Source organism: Nocardioides halotolerans DSM 19273 (assembly GCF_000422805.1).
Classification (GTDB): domain Bacteria; phylum Actinomycetota; class Actinomycetes; order Propionibacteriales; family Nocardioidaceae; genus Nocardioides; species Nocardioides halotolerans.
In genome coordinates this window covers 239,354-263,058 of the sequence record NZ_AUGT01000009.1, presented here as the reverse complement: position 1 = coordinate 263,058, position 23,705 = coordinate 239,354, and the positions used below count along the sequence as shown (strand labels likewise).

Genomic DNA, 23,705 nt, shown 5'->3' with positions numbered 1-23,705 from the left:
GTCGTGTGTGTCGTCTCCTCAACGAGGCTGCGCGCCGGGCATGACGCGAACCCCGCCCGGCGCCCGCCGCGGTCTGGACCAGTCAGCCGGCGCGGTGCACCGGCTCGGCGAACCAGATCGTGCGGTGGCTCCAGTCGCCCGGCCCACGGCGTACGCCGGAGCAGACCAGGATCGCCAGCCGCGGCCGGCCCGACGAGTCGTAGTAGGAGGGCACGGACTGCTCGGCCCGCACCGAGACCCGCCGCACGACGCGGTAGCACATCCGCTTCCCCTTCGGCCCGGCCACCGCGAGCGTCGCGCCGACGCGGAGCCTGGTGAGCAGTCGGTTGCCGAGCGCCAGGCCGTAGGAGCCGTCCCGCGGGTAGGTGTGCGCCGTGAGGCGTACGACGCCGCGCGGGCTGCCCGCGCGGATGTGGGACTCCCTGTCCCAGCCGAACTGCCACTTGCCCCGGTCGGTGAGCGGCGGCGGCTTCGGCACGCCGTGCGCGTCGCGGCCCAGCGCGAGCACCCGGGTGGGGCCGACCACGCGCGGGATCGTGATCGAGGTCGGCGTGAACGGCCGGTCCGGTTGCGGGCACGTCAGCGCGCGCGGCGCGGCCGACGCACGGACGGCAGCCGCCGAGACGGCAGCCGCCGAGACGGCAGCCGTCGAGACGGGCGCCGCCGCGACCAGGACGCCGCCGAGCAGCGCCCCGGCCGTCAGCAGCGCTGCGACCCGGCTCGTCCTCACCAACCGAACCGTAGACCCGGGACCCGGACCCGGAAGCCCGTGTGCGGGAGGTTCGGCACCGCGGAGACCGAGATCGGTGCCGTGTCGCGGTTGTTCACCGGCGACACGTCGCCCGCAGCCTTGACCTTGGCCCTGTTCACGATCCGCCCCGACGCACCCGCGGCGACCTTGGCCACGACGTGGATGGCGGGTGCCTTCTTGCCGGCGGCGAGGTCGCCGTCGCGGCGGCAGACCACCACGTCCGAGGCCTTCTTGACCGTGCAGCGCCAGCCCTTGCCACGTGCCGACACCAGCTCCAGTCCGGCCGGGAGGGCGTCGCGCACCACGATCGGTGCGGGCGCGGTGTCGGGGCCGCGGTTGCTGACGCGGAGGCGGTAGCGCACCGAGTCGCCCGGCTCGACGGTGCTGCTCGAGACCACCCGCTTGTCCAGCCTGAGGTCGAACTCGAGCGGCACCACCTGGTTGAGCGTGCAGTCGGCGTGGGCGTCGGCCTTCGGGCTGCCGACCGAGCACGACGCCGGCGGCTGCTGGCCCGGGTCGAGCAGGAAGTTGCCGAGCCGGTCGTCGCCGCGCTGGCCGTCGTGCTTCACCTCGACGGTGTAGGTCACCGTCGCGGATGTGCCCGCGGGCAGCGTGCCGGCGACGGCGATCCGGCCCGCGGTCGGGCCGCTGACGGCGAGCGCCGGCGAGGAGGACGTCGGCGCACCGACCAGCGTCGCGTCGTCGAGCACGCCGCTGAGGTCGTCGACCCTGGTCACGGTGACCGGGCCGGTGCCCACGCTGGCGAAGTGCAGCGTGTAGGTGAGCCGGCGGCCGGGCTTGACCGCGCTCCCGCTGGCCGGGTCGACGGTCTTCCAGTCGTCGAGGTCACCGACCGGGTGCGCCGTGGCGGGCGGCGGCACCGGCGTGCACGGGAACGGCGGGCAGGTCACCTGCGGCGTGTCCGGGGTCAGCACGTTGGCGAGGTTGTTGTCGCCGTGCTGGCCCGACGGCTTCACCTTGACCTGGTAGGTCACGGTCACCGTGTCGCCGGCCGCGATCGGGCCGGCCACGCGCAGGCTCGCGCCGGTGCGGGTCGCGGTCACGGCCGGGTCGGAGCTCGTGGGCTCGCTGACCACGGTGGCGTCGTCGAGGACGCCGGTGAGGTCGTCGGTGCTGTCGACGACGCCGGGCGCGTGCCCGTCGTTGGTCCACGACAGCGTGTAGGTGACCACGTCTCCCGGCTGCACGGGGCCGGCCGGCGTCGACGTCTTCTCCGGGACGACGTGCGGCAGCGGCGTGACGACCGGGGGCGGCGTGCACTCCGGCAGCGGGCAGCCGGTCACCGACGCGGTGTTGGTGAGCCGGTGGCCGCCCTGGTTGGTCACCGTGACGCCGTAGGTGATCGTCACCGTGTCGCCGTGCGCCAGCGCTCCCGACCAGGCGAGCAGCGGGCTCGCGAACGAGACCGTGCCCGCCGAGGCGGTGGCCGTGTCGTCCCAGGTGGCGTCGTCCAGCACGTCGGTCAGGTCGTCGACCACGGCCGCCGGGTCGGCGCCGGTCCAGTCGCCGGTGCCGTCGTTGTGCACGGTCAGCGTGTAGGTCACCGTGTCCCCGGTGTCCGGAGCGGCAGGCGAGGTCCTCACCTTCGTGAGCACCACGTGCCGCACCGGGTTGGTGGTCGTCTCCGGCGCGCACGGGTCCGGCTCGCCGGGCTCGCAGGCCAGCGCGTTGGTGATGACGTGGTCGCCCTGCTGGGCGAACGGCTTCACCGTGACCTGGTAGGTCACCGTGCGCGTCGCACCCGCCGGCACCGCACCGGTCACGGCCAGCGCCGTGGGCGCACCGACCGGCGTCGGCGCGGCGTTCAGCCCCGCTCCCGCCGTGATGGAGGCGGTGTCGAGCGTCGCGTCGTCGAGCACGGCGGACAGGTCGTCCTCGGTGTCGACGGTCGCGGCGGTCTGGCCGAGGGTGTTGTCGAAGGTCAGCGTGTAGGTGAGCACGTCACCGACCTCGACCGCGGTCCCCGCGGCCGGGCTGACGGACTTGTGGTGCACCAGGCCGGAGCCGGGCACGGAGACCGTGTCGCAGCTCTGCGCCGGGACCTGCGCCTCCGAGGCCGGGATGCACGCCGTGTTGTCGAGCACGTGGTTGCCGGTGGCCCGGTAGGTGAAGGTGTAGGTGATGGTCGCCGACTGGTGCGCCACGAGGACGCCGCTCCACGACAGGGTCGTGCCGGTGATCGACGCGGCGCCCACGGTGGCCCCGACGACACCCTCGAGGGTGGCGTCGTCGAGCACCTCGGACAGGTCGTCGCTGAACGTCGCGGGATGGGCGGCGGTGTAGTCGCCCGGGCCCTCGTTGGTCACGACGACGGTGTAGGTCACGTCCTCACCGGTCGCCGGCAGGTCGGCCCGGTCCGCGGACTTCGCGACGCTGAGCTTGGGCAGGTCGAAGGACTCCTCGTCGCACGGCAGCGGCGACGTGGCGCAGTCGGGCGTCGGCCCGGGCGGACCGTCCGGGTCCCAGGCCACGTTGCGGACCAGGCCGTCGCCGCCGCCTGTGAGCACCACGGTGTAGGTGACCGTCACCGTGTCGCCGTGGGCCAGCGCGCCGGCCCACGTGATCCGCGGGGCGGCGTACGTCGGCGCGGCGCCGCGGTCGGAAGCCGCGTCGTTGCCGTACGTCGCGTCGTCGAGGACGCCGGTGAGGTCGTCGACCAGCGTGGCCGGGTCGGCCGCGGCGAAGTCACCGGGACCGTCGTTGTGGCCGGTCACCGTGTAGGTGATCGTGTCGCCCGGCTTGCTGTCGACCGTCCGGTCCGAGGACTTGTCGACGTCGAGGTGCGCGACGGGGTTGCTCGTCGTCTCCGGGCTGCACGGCTGCGGGTCCCCCGGCTCGCATGCGAGAGCGTTCGCGAGCACGTGGTCGCCCTGCTGGTCGAACGGCTTCACGACGACCTGGTAGGTCACCGTCGCGGGCACGAGGAGGGTGCCCGTCACGACCAGGTCCGTGCCGTTGACGGTCGCGGTCAGGCCCGGGCCAGCCTGCACCGAGCCGGGCACCAGCGTCGCGTCGTCCAGCACGCCGGACAGGTCGTCGACCGTGTCGACGAGCGCCGGCACACCGTTGCTCTTGGTGAAGCCCAGCGTGTAGGTCAGGACCTGGCCCACCTGCACCGGCGTGCCCGACGCCGGGCTCACGCTCTTCGCGTGGGCGAGCGTCGAGCCGTTCGGGATGACGCTGTCGCAGCGCTCCCCCGGCGTGCGCGCCTCGCCGGCGGGCACGCAGGCGGTGTTGGCGAGGACGTGGTCGCCGGTGGCACGGTAGGTCGCCCGGTAGGTGATCGTGGCCGAGTCACCCGCCCCCAGGACGCCGGTCCACACGAGCAGCGGGCTCAGGTAGGTCGCCGTGCCGCTCGAGGTCGTGACGGACGCCGGGTCGAGCTCGGCGTCGTCGACCACGTCCGACAGGTCGTCGCTGAACGCCGCCAGATGGTCGGCGGTGTAGTCGCCGGGTCCGGGGTTGGTCACGACGACCGTGTAGGTCACCACCTGGCCGGTGGCGGTCAGCTCGGACCGGTCCGCGCTCTTGCTGATGACGAGCTTGGGCAGGTCGAACGACTCGTCGGCGCAGGGCACGACGGCCGTGGCGCAGTCCGGCGTCGGGCCCGGGGTCCCGGGGTCGACCGGCGCCCAGGCGACGTTGTCGACGTGGCCGTCGCCGCCGCCCTTGAGGACGACCTCGTAGGTCACGCGCACCTCGTCGCCCGCGGCGAGCGGGCCGGACCACGTGATCCGCGGCGCGGTGTACGTCGGCGCCGGGCCTTGGCTGGCGTGGGCGACGCCGTCGAACGTCGCGTCGTCGAGGACGCCGGTCAGGTCGTCGACCAGCGCGGCCGGCTGCGCGACGGTGTAGTCGCCGGCGCCGTCGTTCTCGAGACGCACGGTGTAGGTGACGGTGTCACCGGGCTTGCTGTCCGCGGTGGCGTCGGAGTTCTTGGTGACCTTCAGGTGCCGCACCGGGTTGGAGGTGGTGGTCGGCACGCACGGGACGTCGAAGGGCTCGCAGCCGAGGGCGTTGGCCACGACGTGGTCACCCTGGTCGGCGTACGCCTTGACCGTGACCTGGTAGGTCACGGTGAGGGTCGCCCCCACCGGGACCGTGCCGGTGACGTCGAGCCGGTCGCCGGCGCCGTTGAGCACCGCCGTGAGGCCGGCGTCCGCGCTGAGCGAGCCGGGCACCAGCGTCGCGTCGTCGACGACGCCGCTGAGGTCGTCGCTGTTGTCGACCGCGGCCGGTGCCGCGCCGACGTTCTGGAAGGTCAGCGTGTAGGTCAGCACCTGCCCCTCGGCCACGGGCGTGCCGGTGGCAGGGTCGACGTCCTTCTTCTCGCGCAGGCCCGAGCCCGGCGTCTTGACCGTGCTGCAGCGGTCCGCCGGGTCCAGGGCCTCCGAGGGGGGCACGCACACGAGGTTGTCCACGGCGAAGTCGCCGCCGAGCGTGCTGTCGTAGGTGACGGTGTAGGTCACGGTCGCCGACTGGCCGGGGGCGAGGACGCCGCTCCAGTCGAGCGTCGTGCCGGTGAACGTCGCGGTGCCGGTCGTCGCGGTCTCGGAGCCCACGTCGAAGGCCGCGTCGTCGAGCACGCCGGAGAGGTCGTCGCTGAACGTCGCCGGGTGGGCGGCGGTGTAGGCGCCCGGTCCCGGGTTGGTGACCGTGACGGTGTAGGTGATCCGGTCGCCGTCGGCGTTGATCGTGGTCCGGTCGGATGTCTTGTCGACGGTCAGCTTGGGCAGGTCGTACCCGTGCTCGGCGCACGGCACCGACGCGGTGCTGCAGTCGGGGGTCGGGCCCGGGGTGCCGGGGTCGGCCGGCTGCCAGACGACGTTGTCGACGTGGCCGTCGCCTCCGCCGGTGAGCGTGACGGCGTAGGTGATCGTCACGGTGTCACCGTGCGCGAGCGCGCCGGTCCAGGTCAGCCTCGGCGCGGCGTACGACGTGGTGCCGGCGCTGGCCGTGGCCGTGCCGTCGTAGGTCGCGTCGTCGAGCACCCCGCTGAGGTCGTCGACCACGGACGCCGGGTCGAGCGCCGTCCAGTCACCGGTGCCGTCGTTCTCGATCGTCACCGTGTAGGTCACGGCGTCGCCGGGCTTGCTGTCGGCCGTCGCGGTCGAGGTCTTGGTCAGCGTGGCGTGACGCACGGGGTTGGTCGTCGTCTCGGGGGCGCAGCCGGCCGGCTCGCCCGACTCGCAGCCCAGCGAGTTGGCGACCTGGTGGTTGCCCTGGTCGGCGTAGGCGCGCACCACGACCTGGTAGGTCACGGTCCGGGTCTCGCCGGCGGGGACGGTGCCGTCGACGTCGAGCTGGGTGCCGTTGACCGTCGCCGTGAGCCCCGGCCCGGCGGTCGGCACGCCGACGAGCTGCGCGTCGTCGAGGACGTCGGACAGGTCGTCGCTGCTGTCGACCGTCGCGGGCGCGTTGCCGACGTTCTCGAAGGTCAGCGTGTAGGTCAGCACCTGGCCGACCTCGACCGGCGTGCCGGACGCCGGGGACACGCTCTTGTGGTGGCGCAGCCCGGAGCCCGGCACCGACACCGTGCGGCAGTCGTCGCTCGGGTCGGCGGCCTCGTCCGAGGGCACGCACGCGGAGTTGTCGAGCTGGTGGTCGCCGGCGCCGGTGTAGGTCAGCGTGTAGGTGATCGTCGCCGACCCGCCCGACGGCAGCGTGCCGGTCCAGGTGAGGTTCGGCGAGGTGAACGTCGCCGTGCCGCGGGTGGCCGTGACGTCCGACTGGCTCAGCGTCGCGTCGTCAAGGACCTCGCTGAGGTCGTCGGCGAACGTCGCCGGGTGGGCCGCCGTGTAGTCGCCGAGCCCGGTGTTCTCGACCGTCACCGTGTAGGTGATCGTCTGGCCGACCGCGGGCAGCTGGGTGCGGTTGGCGACCTTGGTGACCGTCAGCTTGGGCAGCTCGTGGTCGACGGTCGCACACGTGGGCGCCGGCGTGGTGCAGTCGGGCGTGGGCGGGTTCGGGTCGCCGGTCGGCGGCGCGAAGGCGGTGTTGCGGACGTGTCCGTCGCCACCGCCGCCGAGCACGATCGAGTAGGTCACGACCACGGCCTTGCCCGCGGCGAGGGGGCCGGACCACGAGACGCGCGGGGCGGCGTACGTCGGAGCACCGACGGCGACTCCGTCGAGCGTCGCCACGGCGTCGTTCTGGTACGTCGCGTCGTCCAGCACGCCGGTCAGGTCGTCTACCAGCCGCGCCGGGTTGGCCGCGGTGAACGCGCCGGTCCCGGTGTTGGTCAGCGTCACCGTGTAGTGCACGGTGTCGCCCGGGCCGCTGCTGGCCGTGGCGTCGGAGGTCTTCTCAACCTTCAGCGACGGGGTCAGCGTGGTGACCTGGTGGTCCTCGACCTCACCGGCCGTGGCCTGGCCGGCCGGCTGCGGGTCGGTCACGACGCCCGGGAACAGCCGGAACCGGGCGTAGGTCGACTGCGAGGTCGTCACCGTGCCGGCCCACGTGAGCGTGACCGTGCCACCGGTGGTCATCGGCGCGACGGTCGCGACCGCGCGCTCGTCGGCGTCGAACGTCCCGGACTTGTCGAGGTCGACCCAGCCGGCGATCGTCGCCGGCGCGGCCGTCGAGTTCGTCACCTGGACCGTGATGCTGGGGGCACTGCCCTTGGTCACCGTGACCGGCGCGACGCCGTCCTCGTCGTCGACACCGGCGAGGTCGTCACCGGTCGCCGTCGCCCCGGGGGCACCGTCGGCCTCGGCGTCCACCCTGGCGCCGATCATCAGGTCGGCGGTGTGGGTGCTGTCGTCGTAGCCGAGCAGGCCGTGGCTCGCGCCGGTGACCCCGGTCGTGCCGTAGCCGTCCGGCGCGTCACCGCGGTCGGTGCACAGCGCCTTCGCGTTGATCTGCGCCAGGAAGCCGACCGCCGGCGCGCCGCTGGCGACGCGGACGACGACCGTGTTGAGCCCTGTCTGGAAGCCGTGGCTGAGCGACGTGGCCGCCTTGTTCGCGAGCTGGTAGCCGGCGTACTGGTACGGGTCGCCCGTGGTCATGGGCAGGCCGGACTCGAACGGGTCCTGCGACACGCCGTTGACCCACACGTCCGGCACCGAGTTGTCGGCGAAGAACTCCATCGGCAGCGCGAAGCTGCCGAGCGACACCTCGGGGGCGATCCGGAAGGTGTACCTGAAGTAGAGGTCCTCGCTGTTGCCGACCTGCTGGTTGTCGGCGTAGCGGGAGATCCAGGTCGCGTTGCCGAAGGTGCCCGGGTACCACGCCGGGTGGGGGGTGACCACCCACGCCGGTGCGTAGGCGCCCGCGCTGGCGGGGCCGGTGGCGTTGCCCAGGGCGACCTGCCAGTTGCGGTCGAGGGTGCCCGCGGCCGCCTTGGCAGAGCCGTCGTAGCCGGTGTTGAACAGTGCCGGGTCGGTCATGCAGGTGACGACCGGGACGGCCCCGGCCACCCGGTGGTCCTCCACCTCGCCCGCCGTGGCCGCGCCGGTGGGCAGCGGGTCCGCAGGGGCTCCGGGGAGCAGCCGGAACCGGGCGTAGGTGTCGGCGTTCGTCACGGCGGCCGGGAACGCGAGGGTGTACGTCGCCGTGCCGCTGTTGGCCGGCACCGGCTTCGTCACGCGCTCGGCCGCGTCGAACGAGCCGTTGGAGTTCAGGTCGATCCAGCCGGCCAGCGTCGCGCCGGCGCCGGTGGTGTTCGTGGCGGAGACCGTCACCGTCGTCGTCTGGCCCGTGGCCTGGGTGATCGGGGCGGCCACGCCGTCCTCGTCGTCGATGCGGTTGGTGTCGTCGCCGTCGGCGCCGACGGTCGGCTGACCGTCGCCGTCGAACTCCGAGTCCGCGCCCAGGCGCAGGCCGGGGGTGACCGTGTGGTGCGGCCCGTCAGACCCGAGGAGCGTCTTGTAGGAGTCGGGGGCGTCGCCGTAGTCGTCGCAGCTCGGCGGCACCGAGAGGTCGCCGTCACCGTCGAGCCAGAAGCCCGAGCCGACCCAGGTCGTGGTGAGCTGGCTCTGGCCGATGAACCAGGCCTGGTAGCGCTGGGTGGGGTCGCCGTTGCCCGACACGCCGCCGGCGAGCTTCACGGTGGTCGGGGTCTCGGTGAGGACGACCTTGCTGCCCGGGGTGATGGCCACCCCGGCGAGCTGCGACTTCGAGTAGACCGTCGCCTCGCCCAGGTCCATGTCGTTGACCGACCAGACACCGTTGATCGCGATGGGCGTGGTGGTGCCCGAGCGCACGAAGGTGAACTGCAGGTCCATCGCCAGGCTGCCGTTCGACAGGTTGAACAGCGCGTCGTCACCGAGCAGGGTGAAGCCGGCAGCGGTGAGGCTGCCGCTGGTGACCTTGGCCAGCATGTCGACGACCACGCCGCCGACGACGGTGACTCCGGGGTAGCGCGCCGCGTCGGGAGCGGTGGCCTTCTCGGTCACCGACGTGTAGGTCAGCGCGTAGAACGGGGTGCTGACCGGCGCGCACGCCGACGGCACGATGAGTCGCTCGACGAGCACCCGGTAGTCCTCGACCTCGCCGTTGGGCGCCGCGCCCGTGGGCGCGTGGATCGAGGCCGCGTCGGTGCTGTAGCGCACGCGCACGTAGGTGCGGATGTCGGCGGGGATCGTGGCGTTGCTGAACGTGAGGTCGTTCGCGCCCGTGGTGACCGGCGTCGCGTCGGCCACCCGCTCGCCCGCGTCGAGGAAGTCGCCGTCCTCGTTCCAGTCGACCCACATGCTCGCGAAGCCTGCGGCGGAGGCGTTGACCGTCACGTGGTTGACCGGTGCGGCGAGCGTGACCGGGTCGGTGCCGGTGCGGATCGTCGGGCTGGGGTAGCCCAGCGCGGGGTTGAACGTCACGCCGTCCTCGTCGTCGGTCGCGTTCGTGTCGTCGCCGTCGGCAGCGGCATTCGGCTGGCCGTCGGCCTCGTAGTCCACCGTGGCGCCGAGGTGCGGCGTGCCGAAACCGTGGGCCGGCCCGTTCGCGGCCTTCGTCGTGGCGTACGACGCGGGTGCGTCGCCGTAGTCCGTCGCCTGGTCGACACTCGCGAGGAGGTCCTCGACCTCGCCGTCCGACGCCGGGCCCTGGGACCGGTCGTCGAAGTTGATGGTGACGGGGTTGTCAGTGAGTGCGGTCGAGGTGAGGCGCAGCCGCACCACCGGCTGGGTGCCGGGGGTGATCGCGGGCAGCCCGGTCCAGCCGAGCGTCGCCGAGGTCGCGCCGTTCGGCACGCTCGCGGTCGCGGTCTCCGAGGTCTGGAAGGTGCCGTCGCCGTTGGTGTCGACGAAGCCGTAGAGCGTCGCCGCGGCCCCGGTGCTGTTGACCACCGGGACGGTCGCCGACGCGGTGGTGGCACCCGGCGTGAGCGCGAGCGAGCCGAGGGCGTCCTCGTCGTCGGTGCCGGTGGTGTCGTCACCGGTCGCACCGGCGGTCGGCACGCCGTCGGCGTCGTCGTCGACGTGGGCGCCGAGCATCAGCGTCGACGTGTGCGCCGCCGAGTCGTAGCCGACCAGCGTGTGGGACGGCCCGTTCTGCGCCTGGGTCGTGGTGAAGGTGCCCGGGGCGTCGCCGTAGTCCTTCTTGGGCAGCGCGTTGGTGAAGGTGCAGAGCACCACCGCGGTCGCCGTCCCGGCCGGCAGCGTCACCGTGCCGGTGATGCCGGTCCCCTGGGCGAGCGTGGTGCCGCTCGTGGTGTTCACGCACTTCCAGCTCTTGATGTACGACGCGCCGGTGGCCAGGCCGCTCTCGGACACCGTGTAGGTGTCGCCGTTGAGGCCGAGCACCGGACCCGCGGTCTCCGCCGGGTCGTCCTGCAGCCCCGTGTCGCTGCCCGTGGTGGTGGCGGTGACCGCAGCGGCCAGGCCACCGCCCGAGATCGACAGCGTCGCCTGGTCGAGGACCCCGGCGCGACCGTCCGGGAGGTTCTTCACCACCTCGATGGTGCTCGGGACGGCGCACGACGCGAGGTCGACGGAGCCGGTCTGCGACAGCGCCTGGCCCGCGTCGGCCTGGCCGCTGCTCGGGTTGACCTTGTAGATCCGGGTGCCGCTCGCGATGTAGAGATATCCGTCGCCGCCGAACGCGATGCCGTTGATCGCCGCGTTGACGGTCGACGTCGCCAGGAGCGTGCCGGTGAGGGCGACCGGCGTCGCCTGGGTCGTGGCGGGGATCGCCTGGTTGACGACCGAGATCCGGTTGTCGCCGGCATCGCCGGCGACGACGTAGAGCCGGCCCTGGGTGTCGAACGCCCAGTCGCCGTTGCCGCCACCGTTGGGGATCGGGCCGGAAGCGACCAGCCCGATGGAGCTGTTGGTGGTCGTGTTGAACCCGTAGACGTTGAGCGTCCCGCTCGAGACGCCGCCGTAGTAGTAGAACCCGTTCGCGGGGTTGACCGCGCCGTGGGTCACCGCCGCGCTGGCGACGCCTGCGCCCAGCAGGGTGGTCGTGTTGGCCGCGCGCGTGTGCACGTAGATCGAGCGCCCGGACCCGGACGAGTTGGCCGGCAGCACGCCGTAGACCTTCTCGCCGTCCGCGGAGATGCCCAGCCCGTTCAGGTTGCCGGTCAGCGAGCTGCCGATCGTGAAGCTCCCGACGCTGGTCTGCACGCCGGTGCCGGTGTTGACCGACCAGAGGTTGCGGGGGTCGGTGCCCTGGATCGAGTAGACGGTGTTGCACGGCAGCGCGGCCAGGTCAGCAGCGCCGGCGTCCTGGGCTCGACCGGCAGGCACCTCCGAGTCGGACGGGTCCGGCTCGGCACCGGTCGTCTCGGCGGTCGTCTCGGCACCGGTCGTCTCGGCGCCGGTCGTCGCCTGCGCCGGCCCGGAGTCGGTCGGACCGACGGGGTCGGTGCTCACCGACAGGCCCGACGAGGGCACGGACTCGTCGGCGTGGGCCTGGACAGTGACCACGCTCAACGTGAGGGCGGTGGTCGCCAGGGTGCTGGCGAGCGGGTACAGCCACCGCCGGGCGCGACGGGTGCGGTGCTGGTGCTGGGAGGAGGGAGCCACTGGGGTGCCTGTCTGCGTCCGGGCCGCGGTCGCGCGGCCCTGGTCACGGTGGGGTCATGTCGGCGAGCAAGGCGCTCGGAGACGGGCAGGAGAAGAACGCTGGAGCGGTGGCCGGCGTCACCTCACCACCGGGCGCGGTCCAGACGACCGGACAGGCTCGTAGCCATCCCCGTTCGCCCTGTTGCCATCCCCGTACGTGGTTCGGTCACACTGGTCACAGGAGCACCGCGACGCTAGCTCCGGCGTGCGTGCCGCCGAGGCGTTTCCGGTGACTGCCCGCGAACCCGCAGGACACCGGTCCAGACCACCCGAGTACGCGTAGTCACTACGGGCCATCGGCACGGCCCGGACGGGTCAGGTGACGCAGTGCCGCACGGGCGAGGGGCTCACTCCGGTCGGAGCTCGGCCCAGATCACCTTGCCGCGCGGCTGGGCCTCGATGCCCCACGACGCGGAGATCGCCGAGACGAGCACGATCCCGCGGCCGCTCTCGGCGACCGCGCTGAACGGCTGCGGCTCGGGGGTGCCGGCGTCGTCGTCGCCGACCTCGATGCGGACCACGCCGCCCGAGTGGCTGATCCGGACGTCGTACGGCGTGCCGGCGTGCAGCACGGCGTTGGCGGCCAGCTCGGTCACCACCAGCGAGGCCTCGTCCGACAGGTGGTCGGCGCCCCACCGGTCGAGCCATCCGCGGACGAACTCGCGGGCCAGCGGCACGGTGCTGGCATCCGGCTCGAACCGCGCGGTCTCGATGCGGCCCAGGTCGCTGCCGATGTCGTCGAGCAGCCCGACGAGGTAGTCGAGCTCGCCACCTTTGAGCACGTAGCCCGCGACGTGCTCCTCGTACCACGCCCGGTCGTCGTTTTCGGCGCCGGTGAAGACCACGACCTTCGCCTCGGGCACGACCTCGCGCAGCCGGGTCAGCACGTCACGGCCGGCCAGGTCGGGGAGGCCGAGGTCGAGCAGCACGACGTCGGGGCGGTGCTGGCCGGCGAGCTCGATCGCCTGCAGTCCCGCCTTGGCCTCGGCGACGACGTCGAACCCGCCGTGGAAGCGCAACGCGATGCGCACCAGGCGACGCACGTCTGCCACGTCGTCGACGAGCAGGACGCGGACGGTCACGACACCGCGGCTGCTCTTGGGAGGCGGACCACGAAGGCATTGTCCTCGGCTGCGTAGGTGGCGTCTCCCCCCTGTGCGCGCGCGAGCTCCCGGACGATGTTGAGACCGAGGCCGGTGCCCTGCCCGCCCCGGGTCGCGAAGCGCTCGAAGAGCCGCTCACGGAGGTCGTGGGCGACGCCGGGGCCGGCGTCGAGCACCCGGATCTCGACCAGGTCCTCGAGCTCGCGGAGATCGACCCGGATCGGGCTCTGGCCGTGGGAGACGGCGTTGGCCACCAGGTTGTCGACGATCTGCCCCAGCCGGTCGGCGTCGAACACGGCACGCACCCCGGGCGGGAGGTCGTCCTCGATCACGGCGTCCGGGTGGGCGACGCGCAGTCGCTGCAGCACCGGACCGAGCGCGCCGGCCACGTCGCGCTCCTCGATGCGGAGGTCGAGGGTGGCCGCCTGCAGCCTCGACGTGGTCAGCAGGTCGCCGAGCAGGCGCTGCAGCCGGGCCGAGCTGTCACGCATGCCGGCCAGCAGCTCCTCGCGCTCGGCGTCGTCGAGGCCGGCCCAGTTGTCGGCCAGCATCTGGCCGGACATGCTCAGGACGCCGACGGGGGTGCGCAGCTCGTGGGCGGTCAGCGCGAGGAAGCGCGACTGCTCCTCAGCAGTGGCGGCCAGCTCGACGTTGGCCTGCTCGAGCCGCGCGTTCGCCTCACCGAGGGCCTGGGCGTACTGCCCCTGCTGCTCGAGCATCTGCATCCGCTCGGTGTGGTCGCGCGTCACCTTGGCGAAGCCGATGTGCTGGCCCTCGTCGTCGGTCATCTTCGTGATCGTCACGTGCGCCCAGAAGCGGCTGCCGTCCTTGCGGACCCGCCAGCCCTCCTCCTGGTAGACGCCGTCGCGGACCGCGATCGCGAGCTCGTGCTCGGGGTGCCCGGCCTGCTGCTGCTCGGGCGGGTAGAAGATCCGGAAGTGCTTGCCGATGATCTCGGAGGCGGTCCAGCCCTTGCTGCGCTGCGCGCCGCGGTTCCAGCTGGTGATCCGGCCGTCGGTGTCGAGCATGAAGATGGCGTACTCGCGCACGGCGTCGACCATGAGCCGGAACCGCTGCTCGCTCTTCCTCAGCTCGAGCTCGGCGAGCCGCTGGGCCGTGACGTCCTGGCACTGCGCGAAGAGGTAGAGCGGGTTGCCGCTGCGGTCGCGCACCACGGTCAGCGTGGTCCGGCGGTGGACCTCCTCCCGCTGCGGGTGCTCCAGCGTGACGACGTCGGCGCCGCGGTCGACGATGGCCGACGTGGCATCGGCCAGCCCTTCTTCGTCACCGAGCGCCTCGCCGTAGGGGCTGCCGAGGAGATCGTCGGCGGCCACGCCGAGCATCCGGCAGAGGGCGTCGTTGGCACGCACGATGCGTCCCTGCAGGGTCATCGTCGCCATGCCGATGGCGGCGTCCTCGAAGACGCTCTGGAAACGCTCGACCTGCTCCTCCAGCGCGGACTCGTCGAGGGTGTCCTCCTCGGAGGTCGGCTCCGGCTCGGCCGTGGTCGTCCCGGTGTCGCCCGGCGCCGCAGCGTCCTGCTCCTCGCCTCCAGCCTCGCGCGCACCCTGGCCATCGGTCTGGCCCTCCGTCTGGCCGCCCGTGACGGCGAGCACCAGCTCGGAGACCACGTCGTCGAGGGAGGAAGTCTTGGTGAGGTAGGACGTCGCGCCGAGCTCGAGCGCGCGCAGCGCGAGGGGCTCCTCGTCGAACCCGCTGAACATCACGACCCTGGTCCGGGGTGAGTGCTCGAGCACCTGCGGCAGCGCTGCGAGGCCGTCCATGCCGGGCATCGACACGTCGAGCAGCATCGCGTCCGGCGTGAGCCGGCGTGCGAGGTCGACGGCGTCGGCGCCGTCGGAGCCCTCGCCCTCGACCACCGCCTGCCCGGAGAGCCGCAGCTTGGTCCGCACCAGCGTCCGCACCTCGGTGGAGTCGTCGACGAGGACGATGCGCAGCGGACCGGTGGGTCCGTGGCTGATCCGGCCGGATGAGGGGTAGCCGGTCAGCGACCACCCACCCGGCTGGCGCCATGCGCGCCAGCGCCGCCCCTGTTCAGCCATGTCCGCCCGACTCTATGGTCCGCCTCCGAACCCGTTGTTCACCCGACCGGGTGATGAGTACCCAACCGCCACGATCGCACACGCCCGACCGTGGGGTGCGCTCACGCGGACGCCGAGCGGCGCTCCGGAAGGACTAGACGGCGACCGTCACCTCCGCGACCGATCCGACCTGCGCGTGCACCGGGTGGTCGACGGGGTCCGTCTGGGGCACCAGGGTCCGCAGCGTCCAGTCACCCTCGCCGGCGAAGAACCGGAAGTGGCCGGTGGCCGAGGTCGGCACCTCGGCGGTGAACTCGCCCGTGCGGTCGAGCAGGCGGACGTAGGCGTTGCCCACCGGATGGCTCTGCCCGTCGGGTCCGGCCTTGAGCACCTGCCCCTGGATCACGGCCTCCTTGGCGACGTTGACGCCGTCGAGCGACAGGCCGCCCTCAGTGGCGCCGCACATCAGGCGCCCTGCCCGTCGGCCTGCCCCGGCTCGTCGCCCAGCGCGATCGGCACACCCACGAGCGAGCCGTACTCGGTCCAGGAACCGTCGTAGTTCTTGACGTTCTGGTGGCCGAGCAGCTCCTTGAGCACGAACCAGGTCAGCGAGGAACGCTCGCCGATGCGGCACAGGGCGATCGTGTCCTTGGAGTCGTCGAGGCCGACCTCGTCGTAGAGCGCCTTGAGCTCCTCGTCGGACTTGAAGGTGCCGTCGTCGTTGCAGTTCTTGCTCCACGGAACGTTGAGCGAGGTCGGGATGTGACCGCCTCGCTGCGACTGCTCCTGGGGCAGGTGTGCCGGGGCCAACAGCCGGCCGGCGTACTCGTCGGGGCTGCGGACGTCGATGAGGTTCTGGACTCCGATCGCCGCGACCGCGTCGTCGCGGAACGCGCGGATCGAGCGGTCCTGATCGACGGCGGTGTACGTCGCCGGCTGGCGGGTCGGGACCTCGTCGGTCAGCTCGCGGGAGTCGAGCTCCCACTTCTTCCGGCCGCCGTCCATCAGCCGCACGTCCTGGTGGCCGTAGAGCTTGAAGTACCAGTACGCGTAGGCGGCGAACCAGTTGTTGTTGCCGCCGTAGAGGATCACGGTGTCGTCGTTGGAGACGCCCCGCTCCGAGAGGAGCGCCGAGAACTGGTCGCGGCCGATGAAGTCGCGGCGGACCTGGTCCTGGAGGTCGGTCGTCCAGTCCAGCTTGATGGCGCCCTTGATGTGGCCCTTGTCGTAGGCGGTGGTGTCCTCGTCCACCTCGATGAGGACGACCTTGTCGTCGTCCAGGTGCTCCTCCACCCACTGGGCGGTGACGAGCGAGCTCTCACGGGTCATGTCTGGTTCCTTCTGGTCGGTGGTGCGTTGGCGTGGTGGGTGGGGCCGGCGTCAGCCGGTGGCCCGCTTGAGGAGCAGGTAGAGCTCGCAGCCCAGGCAGAGCCGGAAGACCGCGTTGAGCAGCGCCGCGACGAGGGCGAACCCGATCGCGACCTGGCCGAGCAGGGTCACGCCGCCGACGCCCTGCCCGATCGAGAAGGCCACGAGCGCCACGAGCGTGAACGCGAGCCCGACGCCCTGCGCGAACCTCGGCGGCGCCGGGTCCTCGAGGTCGTCCGGCGCGGCCAGCCGGGGCCGCACGAGGGTGCGGAACACCCAGGCGTGCGGGGTGTGCTGGACGCCGCGGGTCGCCCCGACGGCGAACAGCACGGCCTGGACGCCGGTCAGCACCGCCGCCCAGGGGCTGGGCAGCAGCAGGACGACGACCAGCACGACGGCCGTGATCGCGGCGGTCACCTGCGGGCCGCGCGGGTCGATGCCGGCCGCGTCCTGCACCGCGCCCCGCACGGCTGCGTCCGTGCTCGGGCGCGCCGCCGTGAGGCCGGGGCTGTGGTCGGTGGTGGTCATGACTCTCCTGGGTCGCGGGTTGGCGGGCAGGGCCCGGCGCACGACGACACCGCGGGTGGTCAGGAAGGACCGGAGGGAGGCGGTGTCGTCAGGAGAGCCGACACAGGGACGAGCGCACGCGGCAGTGGTCGACTGCGCGCCGCTTCGTCAGCCAGGTCGTGGACACGATTCGAGAGTAGGTGCCGGCGTAAGGGCTACCCAGTGCGAATCTCAGTCAGTGGACTGTCGTCTCGTATGTCGAGATCGAGATTCGTCGCGGTCCGGGCTGCCCCCACGAAACTGGCGCTGACCGGATGGAGTTCCTTGCGGTCAGCGCCAGTTTCACCGGGTACCCGGTGAAACTGCCGCACGACCGGCACCCCCACAGCCCGCCCCAGGATCTCCTCGAACCGCGTTGCGCACCCGTCGAGGGCGAACTCCCGCTCGGCCAGGGCCCGGGCCCTGCGGCCGAGCTCCTCGCGGCGTACGCCGTCGGTGAGCACCGACGCGACCCACCGGCCGGCCTCGGGCAGCGCACCGTCGACCGGCGGCAGCACGCAGCCGTCGACCTCCGCGACGAGGGTCGCCGCGAGGTTCTCGGCCGGCATCAGGCCGAGCACCGGACGGCCGGCGCAGAGGTACGAGAGCGTCTTCGACGGCACCGAGAAGGCGCCCGCGGACGCATCGAGCAGCACCACGAGGACGTCGCCACTGCCGAGCACCTCGGGCAGCCGCTCGTAGGGCTGGAACGGCAGCAGCGTGATCGGCACGTCGAGCCGCTCGGCCTCCGCGCGCAGCACGTCGAGCGCCGGCCCCTCGCTCACCACGGTCAGGTGCACCGGCACCCCGGCGTCGCGCACCTGCCGTGCCAGGCCGACCAGGAGCGCCGGGTTGTGCTTGAGCCCGAGGGTGCCGGAGTAGACGAGGCTCGGCTTCCAGGCGATGCCCTGCTGGCGGGCCCAGGCGTTGTCCCGATCCGTGGGCACGATCTCGTCGAGCGGCGCCCAGTTGGGGATCACCGTGGTCCTGTCGGCGGTGCCCCACCGACGGTGCACGTCGACGAAGGACTCGGCGATGACCACGACCGCCGCCGACCGGCGGGCGACCCAGCGCTCGCCGCGACCGACGACGCCGGCCACGAGCCGGAAGGCCCGGCCGAGCTTGGCGCCGGCGAAGGACTGGATCGCGATGCCCTGCACGTCCTGGTGCCAGAGCACCAGCGGGATCCGCCGCAGCCGCAGGTAGGCCGCGAGCAGGACCATCGACGGCACCGGGGTGTTGGCGACCATCACGACCTCGGGCCGCCGCCGGCGCACCTGCCGGGCCAGCTGCACGCCGAACCTGAGCTCCTGGACGATCCGCTTCCTGAACGCGAGCTTGTCGACGACCTCGCCGCGCCCGATCGCCTCGAACTCGACCGGGGAGCCGGGGTCGTCGAGCTTCCCCTTGCCGGAGACGTACGCCGCGCAGTAGGAGTGCGTGACGTCGTGACCGCGGCGGGCCAGCTCCGAGCTGAGCTCGGCCTGGAACGGGTGGCCGGCGTAGTCGTGGACCAGGATGCGCATCGGTGTGTGGTGGTCGCTCAGCCGAGCGAGCGCTTCACCTGGTCGAAGACCCAGCGGTAGGTCTGCTCGAGCCCGTCGAGCAGCGTGATCGAGGGCTCCCAGCCGTAGGTCGCCAGGATCTGGGTGTTGTCGCTGTTGCGCCCGCGCACGCCCTGCGGCGCGTCGAGCTGGTACTCGCGCTGGCAGCGGATGCCGGCGATGCCCTCGACGATGTCGACGAGGCCGTTGATCGAGACCAGCTCGGAGCTGCCGAGGTTGACCGGCTCGGGGCTGTCGCCCTCGAGGATCATCTGGCTGCCGCGCACGCAGTCGTCGACGTACATGAAGCTCCGGGTCTGCTCGCCGTCGCCCCAGATCGGGATGCGGTGCTCGCCGGTGATCGCCGCAGTGGCGACCTTGCGGCAGATCGCGGCCGGCGCCTTCTCGCGGCCGCCGGTCCAGGTGCCGTGCGGGCCGTAGACGTTGTGGTAGCGCGCCACCCGGGTGGTGAGGCCGAAGTCCTCCAGGAAGTGGCGGCACATCCGCTCGGTGAACAGCTTCTCCCAGCCGTAGCCGTCCTCGGGCATGGCCGGGTAGGCGTCGGACTCCTTCAGCGCGGTGATGTCGGTGTCGGTCTGCTTGTCGGCGGCGTAGACGCACGCCGAGGAGGAGTAGAAGTAGCGCTCGACCTCGTGCTGCCGCGCGGCCTGCAGCATGTGCGTGCTGGTGAGCACCGTGAGCATGCAGAGCGCCTTGTTGTTCTCGATGAAGCCCATGCCGCCCATGTCGGCCGCGAGCATGTAGACCTCGCGGGCGCCCGCCGTCTGCGCCATCGCGTCGTCGAGTACCGAGAGGTCGGCGACGACGTTCTGGGCGTCGGGGTGCACCTGGTGCCACTCGGACCGGGGCTTCACGTCGACCACGCGGACGCTGCGCCCCTGGCTCAGCAGGTCGCGCACCAGGTGGCCACCGATGAAGCCGCCGCCACCGGCCACGAGGACGTCGACGGGCTCGCTCATGGATGTCTCCTCGACTGTGGGACCACCGGGCACGCGCAGCCCCGAGATGCCGCGCCGACCCCATGGAGACGGGGTCGCGATCAGTGACCCAACGAGCCCGAGGCGCACCGGTTATGGACCAGCCGTCCGGCCGGCGCGGTCCCGGTGTGCCCGCGCTCCGGTCCAGACCACCTCTCGTGCCGCCCGGGACGCCACCGGGGGATCGCGCGTTGCCTCCCCGCACGACCACATATCCTCACCACCGCCGGGGTCATCGACACCCTCAGGACGGAGCACGTACGCGTGGCCAAGCGCGCATTCATCACAGGCATCACCGGCCAGGACGGGTCCTACCTCACCGAGCTGCTGCTGGCGAAGGGCTACGAGGTCCACGGCCTGGTCCGGCGCGCCTCGACGATCAACCGGGGCCGGATCGACCACATCGACAGCCCCGACCTGCACCTGCACTACGGCGACCTGACCGACGGCGTCAGCCTGGTCAACCTCATCCACCAGGTCGAGCCGCACGAGGTCTACAACCTCGGCGCGCAGAGCCACGTCAAGGTCTCCTTCGAGATGCCGGAGTACACCGCGTCGACCGACGGCACCGGCGCGCTGCGGCTGCTCGAGGCGATCCGCGCCGCGGGACTCGACTGCCGCTACTACCAGGCGTCGACCTCGGAGATGTTCGGTGCGAGCCCGCCGCCGCAGCACGAGCGCACGGCGTTCTACCCCCGCTCGCCGTACGGCGCCGCGAAGCTCTACGCGCACTGGGTGACGGTCAACTACCGCGAGGCCTACGACCTGTTCGCGGTCTCGGGGATCCTGTTCAACCACGAGTCCCCCCGCCGGGGCGAGAGCTTCCTGACCCGCAAGGTGACGCTCGGCGTCGCGGCGATCGTGCTCGGCGCACGCGACTCGCTGCACCTCGGCAACCTCGACGCGGTCCGCGACTGGGGCTACGCGCCGGAGTACGTCGAGGGGATGTGGCGGATGCTCCAGCACGACGAGCCGGACGACTACGTCCTCGCGACCGGCGAGGGCCGCACCGTGCGCCAGTTCGTCCGGGCGGCGTTCGCGCACGCCGGGCTGGACTGGGAGCAGTACGTCACCTACGACGAGCAGTACGAGCGGCCCACCGAGGTCGACGCGCTGATCGGCGATGCCTCCAAGGCTCGCGAGGTGCTCGGCTGGAAGGCCGAGACGAACGCCGACCGGCTGGCCGAGCTGATGGTCGACGCGGACATCGAGCAGCTGTCCCGGCTCCTCAAGGCATGAGCGACGAGTTCGAGCCGCCGCCCCCGCTGGTGCGGCTCTACCCCGAGGCCAACGTCGGTGGCTACACGAAGCTCGACGGGCTGGTCGAGTTCTACACGCGGATCGGCACCCTCGTCGACGATGAGAGCGAGGTGCTCGACTTCGGAGCCGGCCGCGGCGTCTGGGCCCTCGAGGGCACCACGGAGCTGCACCGGCGGCTGCGCACGCTGCGCGGCCGGGTCGGTCGCGTCGTCGGCACCGACGTCGACCCCGTCGTCATGACCAACCCGACCCTCGACGAGGCACACGTGGTCGGCCTGGGCGACCCGCTGCCGTTCGAGCCCGGCACCTTCGACCTCGTCATCGCCGACCACGTGCTCGAGCACGTCAACCGCGAAGACGCACCCGAGGTGGCAGCAGACATCCTGCGGGTGCTCAAGCCGGGTGGCTGGCTGGCCGCCCGGACGCCCAACAAGTGGGGGATGATCGGCCTCGCCGCCCGGGCCGTCCCCAACCGCCTGCACGTGCCCGTGCTCAGGAAGCTCCAGCCGGGACGGCTGGCCGAGGACGTCTTCCCCGTGCGCTACGAGATGAACACCCGCAGGGACCTGCGCCGGCTGTTCGCCCCGCACGCGGTGCACGTCTACGGCCACGCCAGCGAGCCGCGCTACTTCGGGAGCTCGCCGACCGCCTGGCGGTTGGCGGCGGGCGTCGACCGGCTGACCCCCAGCCGGCTCGCACCCACGCTGATGATCTTCGTGCAGAAGGCCGGCCGGAAAACGGCCCCGTGAGGCTGCTCGTGGACGCCGCCGCGGCGGACTACGGCGGGATCCGCACGTACGTCGACCAGCTCCTGCCGGCGTGGGCGGCAGCGTTCCCGGAGGACCGGCTGCTGGTCGTCGTGCCGCCCGGCTCGACGGTCGACACCGCGAGCCACGAGCGGCACGAGCTGCGGGTGGCCGGTCCGTCGGTCGTCGGCCGGCCCGTCGCCCAGACCCGCGCCGTCCCGGCGCTGGCCCGGTCCCACCGCGCGGACGCGGTGCTGGCCACCAACCCGACCACGACGCTGCGGCACCCCGGTGCGCCGCTCGCCGTCGTCGTGCACGACCTGCGCCATGAGCTGCGGCCCGAGCAGTTCGGCCGCGGCCGGCGCGCGCTGCGCTGGGGCGCCTACCGGCGGTCCTACGCCGTGGCCGACGGCTTCGTGGCCGTCTCGCAGCGGACCCTCGACGACCTCCACCGGCTGCACCCGTCCACGGCGGCGAGGCCGGCCGCCGTCGTCCACCACGGTGCGGACCACGCCCTCGACTGGCCCGCACCCGGCCGCGCCGGCCCCGCGATCGCGTTCGGCCACCAGACCAACAAGAACCCCGGCCTGGTCGTCGACGCGTGGGCCGAGCTCGCCCGCCACGGCGAGCCGCCGCGGCTGACCGTCCTGGGGCTCTCCGCCGGCGACCGGGCCGCGCTGGCCGCACGGGTCGGGCGGCTGGGGCTGGACCCGTGGGTCGAGCTGGCGGCCTACCTGCCGGAAGAGGCGTTCCGCGCCACCGTCGCGGCCGCCGAGCTGGTCGTCTACCCCTCCGACCTCGAGGGGTTCGGGCTCCCGATCGTGGAGGCGATGACGCTCGGCAAGCCCGTCGTGATCGGCCCCGACCCGGGCACGGTGGAGGCGGCCGGCGGCCACGCGGCCACGGCCTCGGCCTGGACCCCGACGGCCGTGGCCGACGCGGTCCGACGGGCGCGCGCGATGGACGCGGCGGCGCTCGAGGCGGCCCGGGCCCACGGCTCGACCTTCACCTGGGAGCGGTCCGCCCGCGCGACGCGGGCGCTGCTGGAGGGGCTCCGGTGAGCCGGCTCCCCCGCCGTCTGCAGCCCCTCTGGCCGCTCGTGAAGCGGCTGCACCGACTGGCGACCCGGCTGCTCGGGGCGGTCTTCCGCCTCACGTCGCGGCGCAGCGGCGACCGGTCGCTCCCGACGTCCGCGACGGCCACCTCGGCCGAGACGGCCGCGCTCGACCCGGACCACGTCGTGCTGCACCCAGGGGGGCCGCCCGAGACCCTCGACCGGGCGATGCCCGCGGGTGAGCCGGCCGGGCACGCCGCCTTCGAGCCCTGGTTGCACCGGACGGTGTCGGCCCGCTACGTCCTCGACGTGCGCGGGGGGCTGCTGGTCGGCGACTACGCCGCGGCGATCGCACCCGGCCGGGTGCTCGACTACGAGACCAGCGGCTACTTCGGGATCGGCTCCTGGCGCGAGCACCCGGTCTTCCTGCGACCCCGGCTGCCCGAGCCGCAGCCCTTCGCGGGCACGCTGCTCTCCCTCGCCACCCGCGGCACCGCGACGAACTACTACCACTTCCTCACCGACCTGCTGCCCCGCTGGGGGATCTTCCGCGAGGCCTGCCCCGACGTCGAGGTCGACGGGGTCTACCTCTCGACGCGGACGGGCTACCAGCGCCAGCTGCTCGCGCTCACCGGGCTCGACGCCCTGCCCGTCGTCGAGGTCGCGAAGCACGCGTGCCTCGCCCCGGACCGGCTGCTGGTCCCCTCGACGCCCAACCAGGACCTGATGGCACCGCGCTGGGTGGTCGACTGGCTGCGCACGCACCTGCGGCCCTCGGCCGACCTGTCGGCGTACCCCCGCGGCCTCTATGTCACCCGCGGCGACGCGCCGAACACCCGGCGCTACGTCGAGGAGGCCGAGCTGTGGCCGCGGCTGGCCGAGCGCGGCTTCGCCCGCCTCGACCCCGGCACGGTCTCGGTGCAGGAGCAGATCGACCACTTCGCGGCCGCCGACACGATCGTCGCCCCGCACGGCGCCGCCCTGGCCAACCTGGTCTTCGCCCGGCCGGGCGCCCGCCTGCTCGAGCTGTTCGCCCCCGACTACGTCAACCCCTGCTACTGGGCGATCGCCGACACGGCAGGCATCGGCTACCGCTACCTCGTCGCCGGGGACCCCGACCCCCGCGCCGCCACCCCCATGACCGGCGTCCTCCGCGACATCTCGATCCCCCCGGAACGCGTGCTCGCGGCGCTCGACCAGCTCACGGCCCGATAGTCCCTGACGTCCTGACGCCGCCTACGGCGTGTCGGCCGCCATCTCGTCAGGGAC

Annotated in this window: 13 protein-coding genes; 4 read left to right on the top strand and 9 right to left on the bottom strand. The window is 72.7% G+C overall.

Annotated features, from left to right (window positions below):
- Nucleotides 1-82: 82 nt before the first annotated feature.
- The 9 genes from G514_RS0101180 to G514_RS0101140 all read right to left on the bottom strand — a co-directional run bounded on the left by G514_RS0101180 (nt 83) and on the right by G514_RS0101140 (nt 19,358).
- A complete protein-coding gene (locus G514_RS0101180; RefSeq protein WP_028650266.1) occupies nt 83-730 on the bottom strand; it encodes a class F sortase in 648 nt (215 codons plus the stop codon).
- On the bottom strand, nt 727-11,736 hold the full coding sequence (locus G514_RS0101175; RefSeq protein ID WP_028650265.1) for a DUF7927 domain-containing protein: 11,010 nt from the start codon (nt 11,734-11,736) through the stop codon (nt 727-729). Before G514_RS0101175 ends, G514_RS0101180 begins: the two co-directional genes overlap by 4 nt.
- A gap of 386 nt (nt 11,737-12,122) precedes the next feature.
- Nucleotides 12,123-12,857: a response regulator gene (locus tag G514_RS24190; protein WP_036563170.1), complete on the bottom strand. Its 735-nt coding sequence runs from the start codon at nt 12,855-12,857 to the stop codon at nt 12,123-12,125.
- Nucleotides 12,854-14,941 carry a PAS domain S-box protein gene (locus G514_RS0101165; protein WP_084151691.1) on the bottom strand — a complete coding sequence of 696 codons (2,088 nt, stop codon included), beginning with the start codon at nt 14,939-14,941 and terminating at the stop codon, nt 12,854-12,856. Before G514_RS0101165 ends, G514_RS24190 begins: the two co-directional genes overlap by 4 nt.
- Before the next feature lie 133 nt (nt 14,942-15,074).
- The gene (locus tag G514_RS0101160; protein WP_028650263.1) at nt 15,075-15,386 is read right to left on the bottom strand and encodes a DUF1416 domain-containing protein; all 312 of its coding nucleotides are present in this window, start codon (nt 15,384-15,386) and stop codon (nt 15,075-15,077) included.
- Nucleotides 15,386-16,249, bottom strand: a complete 864-nt coding sequence (locus G514_RS0101155; protein ID WP_028650262.1) for a sulfurtransferase — start codon at nt 16,247-16,249, stop codon at nt 15,386-15,388. The genes G514_RS0101160 and G514_RS0101155 overlap by 1 nt, the downstream gene beginning before the upstream one ends.
- Nucleotides 16,250-16,300: 51 nt before the next feature.
- Entirely contained in the window at nt 16,301-16,816 is a 516-nt protein-coding gene (locus tag G514_RS0101150; RefSeq protein WP_084151690.1) for a DUF4395 domain-containing protein, read from the bottom strand.
- A 194-nt stretch (nt 16,817-17,010) separates the two neighbouring features.
- Complete coding sequence (locus tag G514_RS24185) at nt 17,011-18,360, bottom strand: glycosyltransferase family 4 protein (RefSeq protein ID WP_084151689.1); 1,350 nt, start codon at nt 18,358-18,360, stop codon at nt 17,011-17,013.
- A gap of 17 nt (nt 18,361-18,377) precedes the next feature.
- Nucleotides 18,378-19,358, bottom strand: a complete 981-nt coding sequence (locus G514_RS0101140; protein ID WP_028650260.1) for an NAD-dependent epimerase/dehydratase family protein — start codon at nt 19,356-19,358, stop codon at nt 18,378-18,380.
- Nucleotides 19,359-19,640: 282 nt separating this feature from the next.
- On the opposite strand from G514_RS0101140, the gene gmd reads away from it, so the two are divergent.
- Genes gmd through G514_RS0101120 form a run of 4 tightly spaced genes read left to right on the top strand, consistent with a single transcriptional unit; the run spans nt 19,641 to nt 23,651 of the window.
- Nucleotides 19,641-20,615: a GDP-mannose 4,6-dehydratase gene (gene gmd / locus G514_RS0101135; protein WP_028650259.1), complete on the top strand. Its 975-nt coding sequence runs from the start codon at nt 19,641-19,643 to the stop codon at nt 20,613-20,615.
- Complete coding sequence (locus G514_RS24180) at nt 20,612-21,385, top strand: class I SAM-dependent methyltransferase (RefSeq protein ID WP_051246414.1); 774 nt, start codon at nt 20,612-20,614, stop codon at nt 21,383-21,385. Before gmd ends, G514_RS24180 begins: the two co-directional genes overlap by 4 nt.
- Nucleotides 21,382-22,443, top strand: a complete 1,062-nt coding sequence (locus G514_RS0101125; RefSeq protein ID WP_028650258.1) for a glycosyltransferase — start codon at nt 21,382-21,384, stop codon at nt 22,441-22,443. Before G514_RS24180 ends, G514_RS0101125 begins: the two co-directional genes overlap by 4 nt.
- Nucleotides 22,440-23,651 carry a glycosyltransferase family 61 protein gene (locus tag G514_RS0101120; RefSeq protein WP_028650257.1) on the top strand — a complete coding sequence of 404 codons (1,212 nt, stop codon included), beginning with the start codon at nt 22,440-22,442 and terminating at the stop codon, nt 23,649-23,651. The genes G514_RS0101125 and G514_RS0101120 overlap by 4 nt, the downstream gene beginning before the upstream one ends.
- The last annotated feature ends 54 nt before the right edge of the window (nt 23,652-23,705 follow it).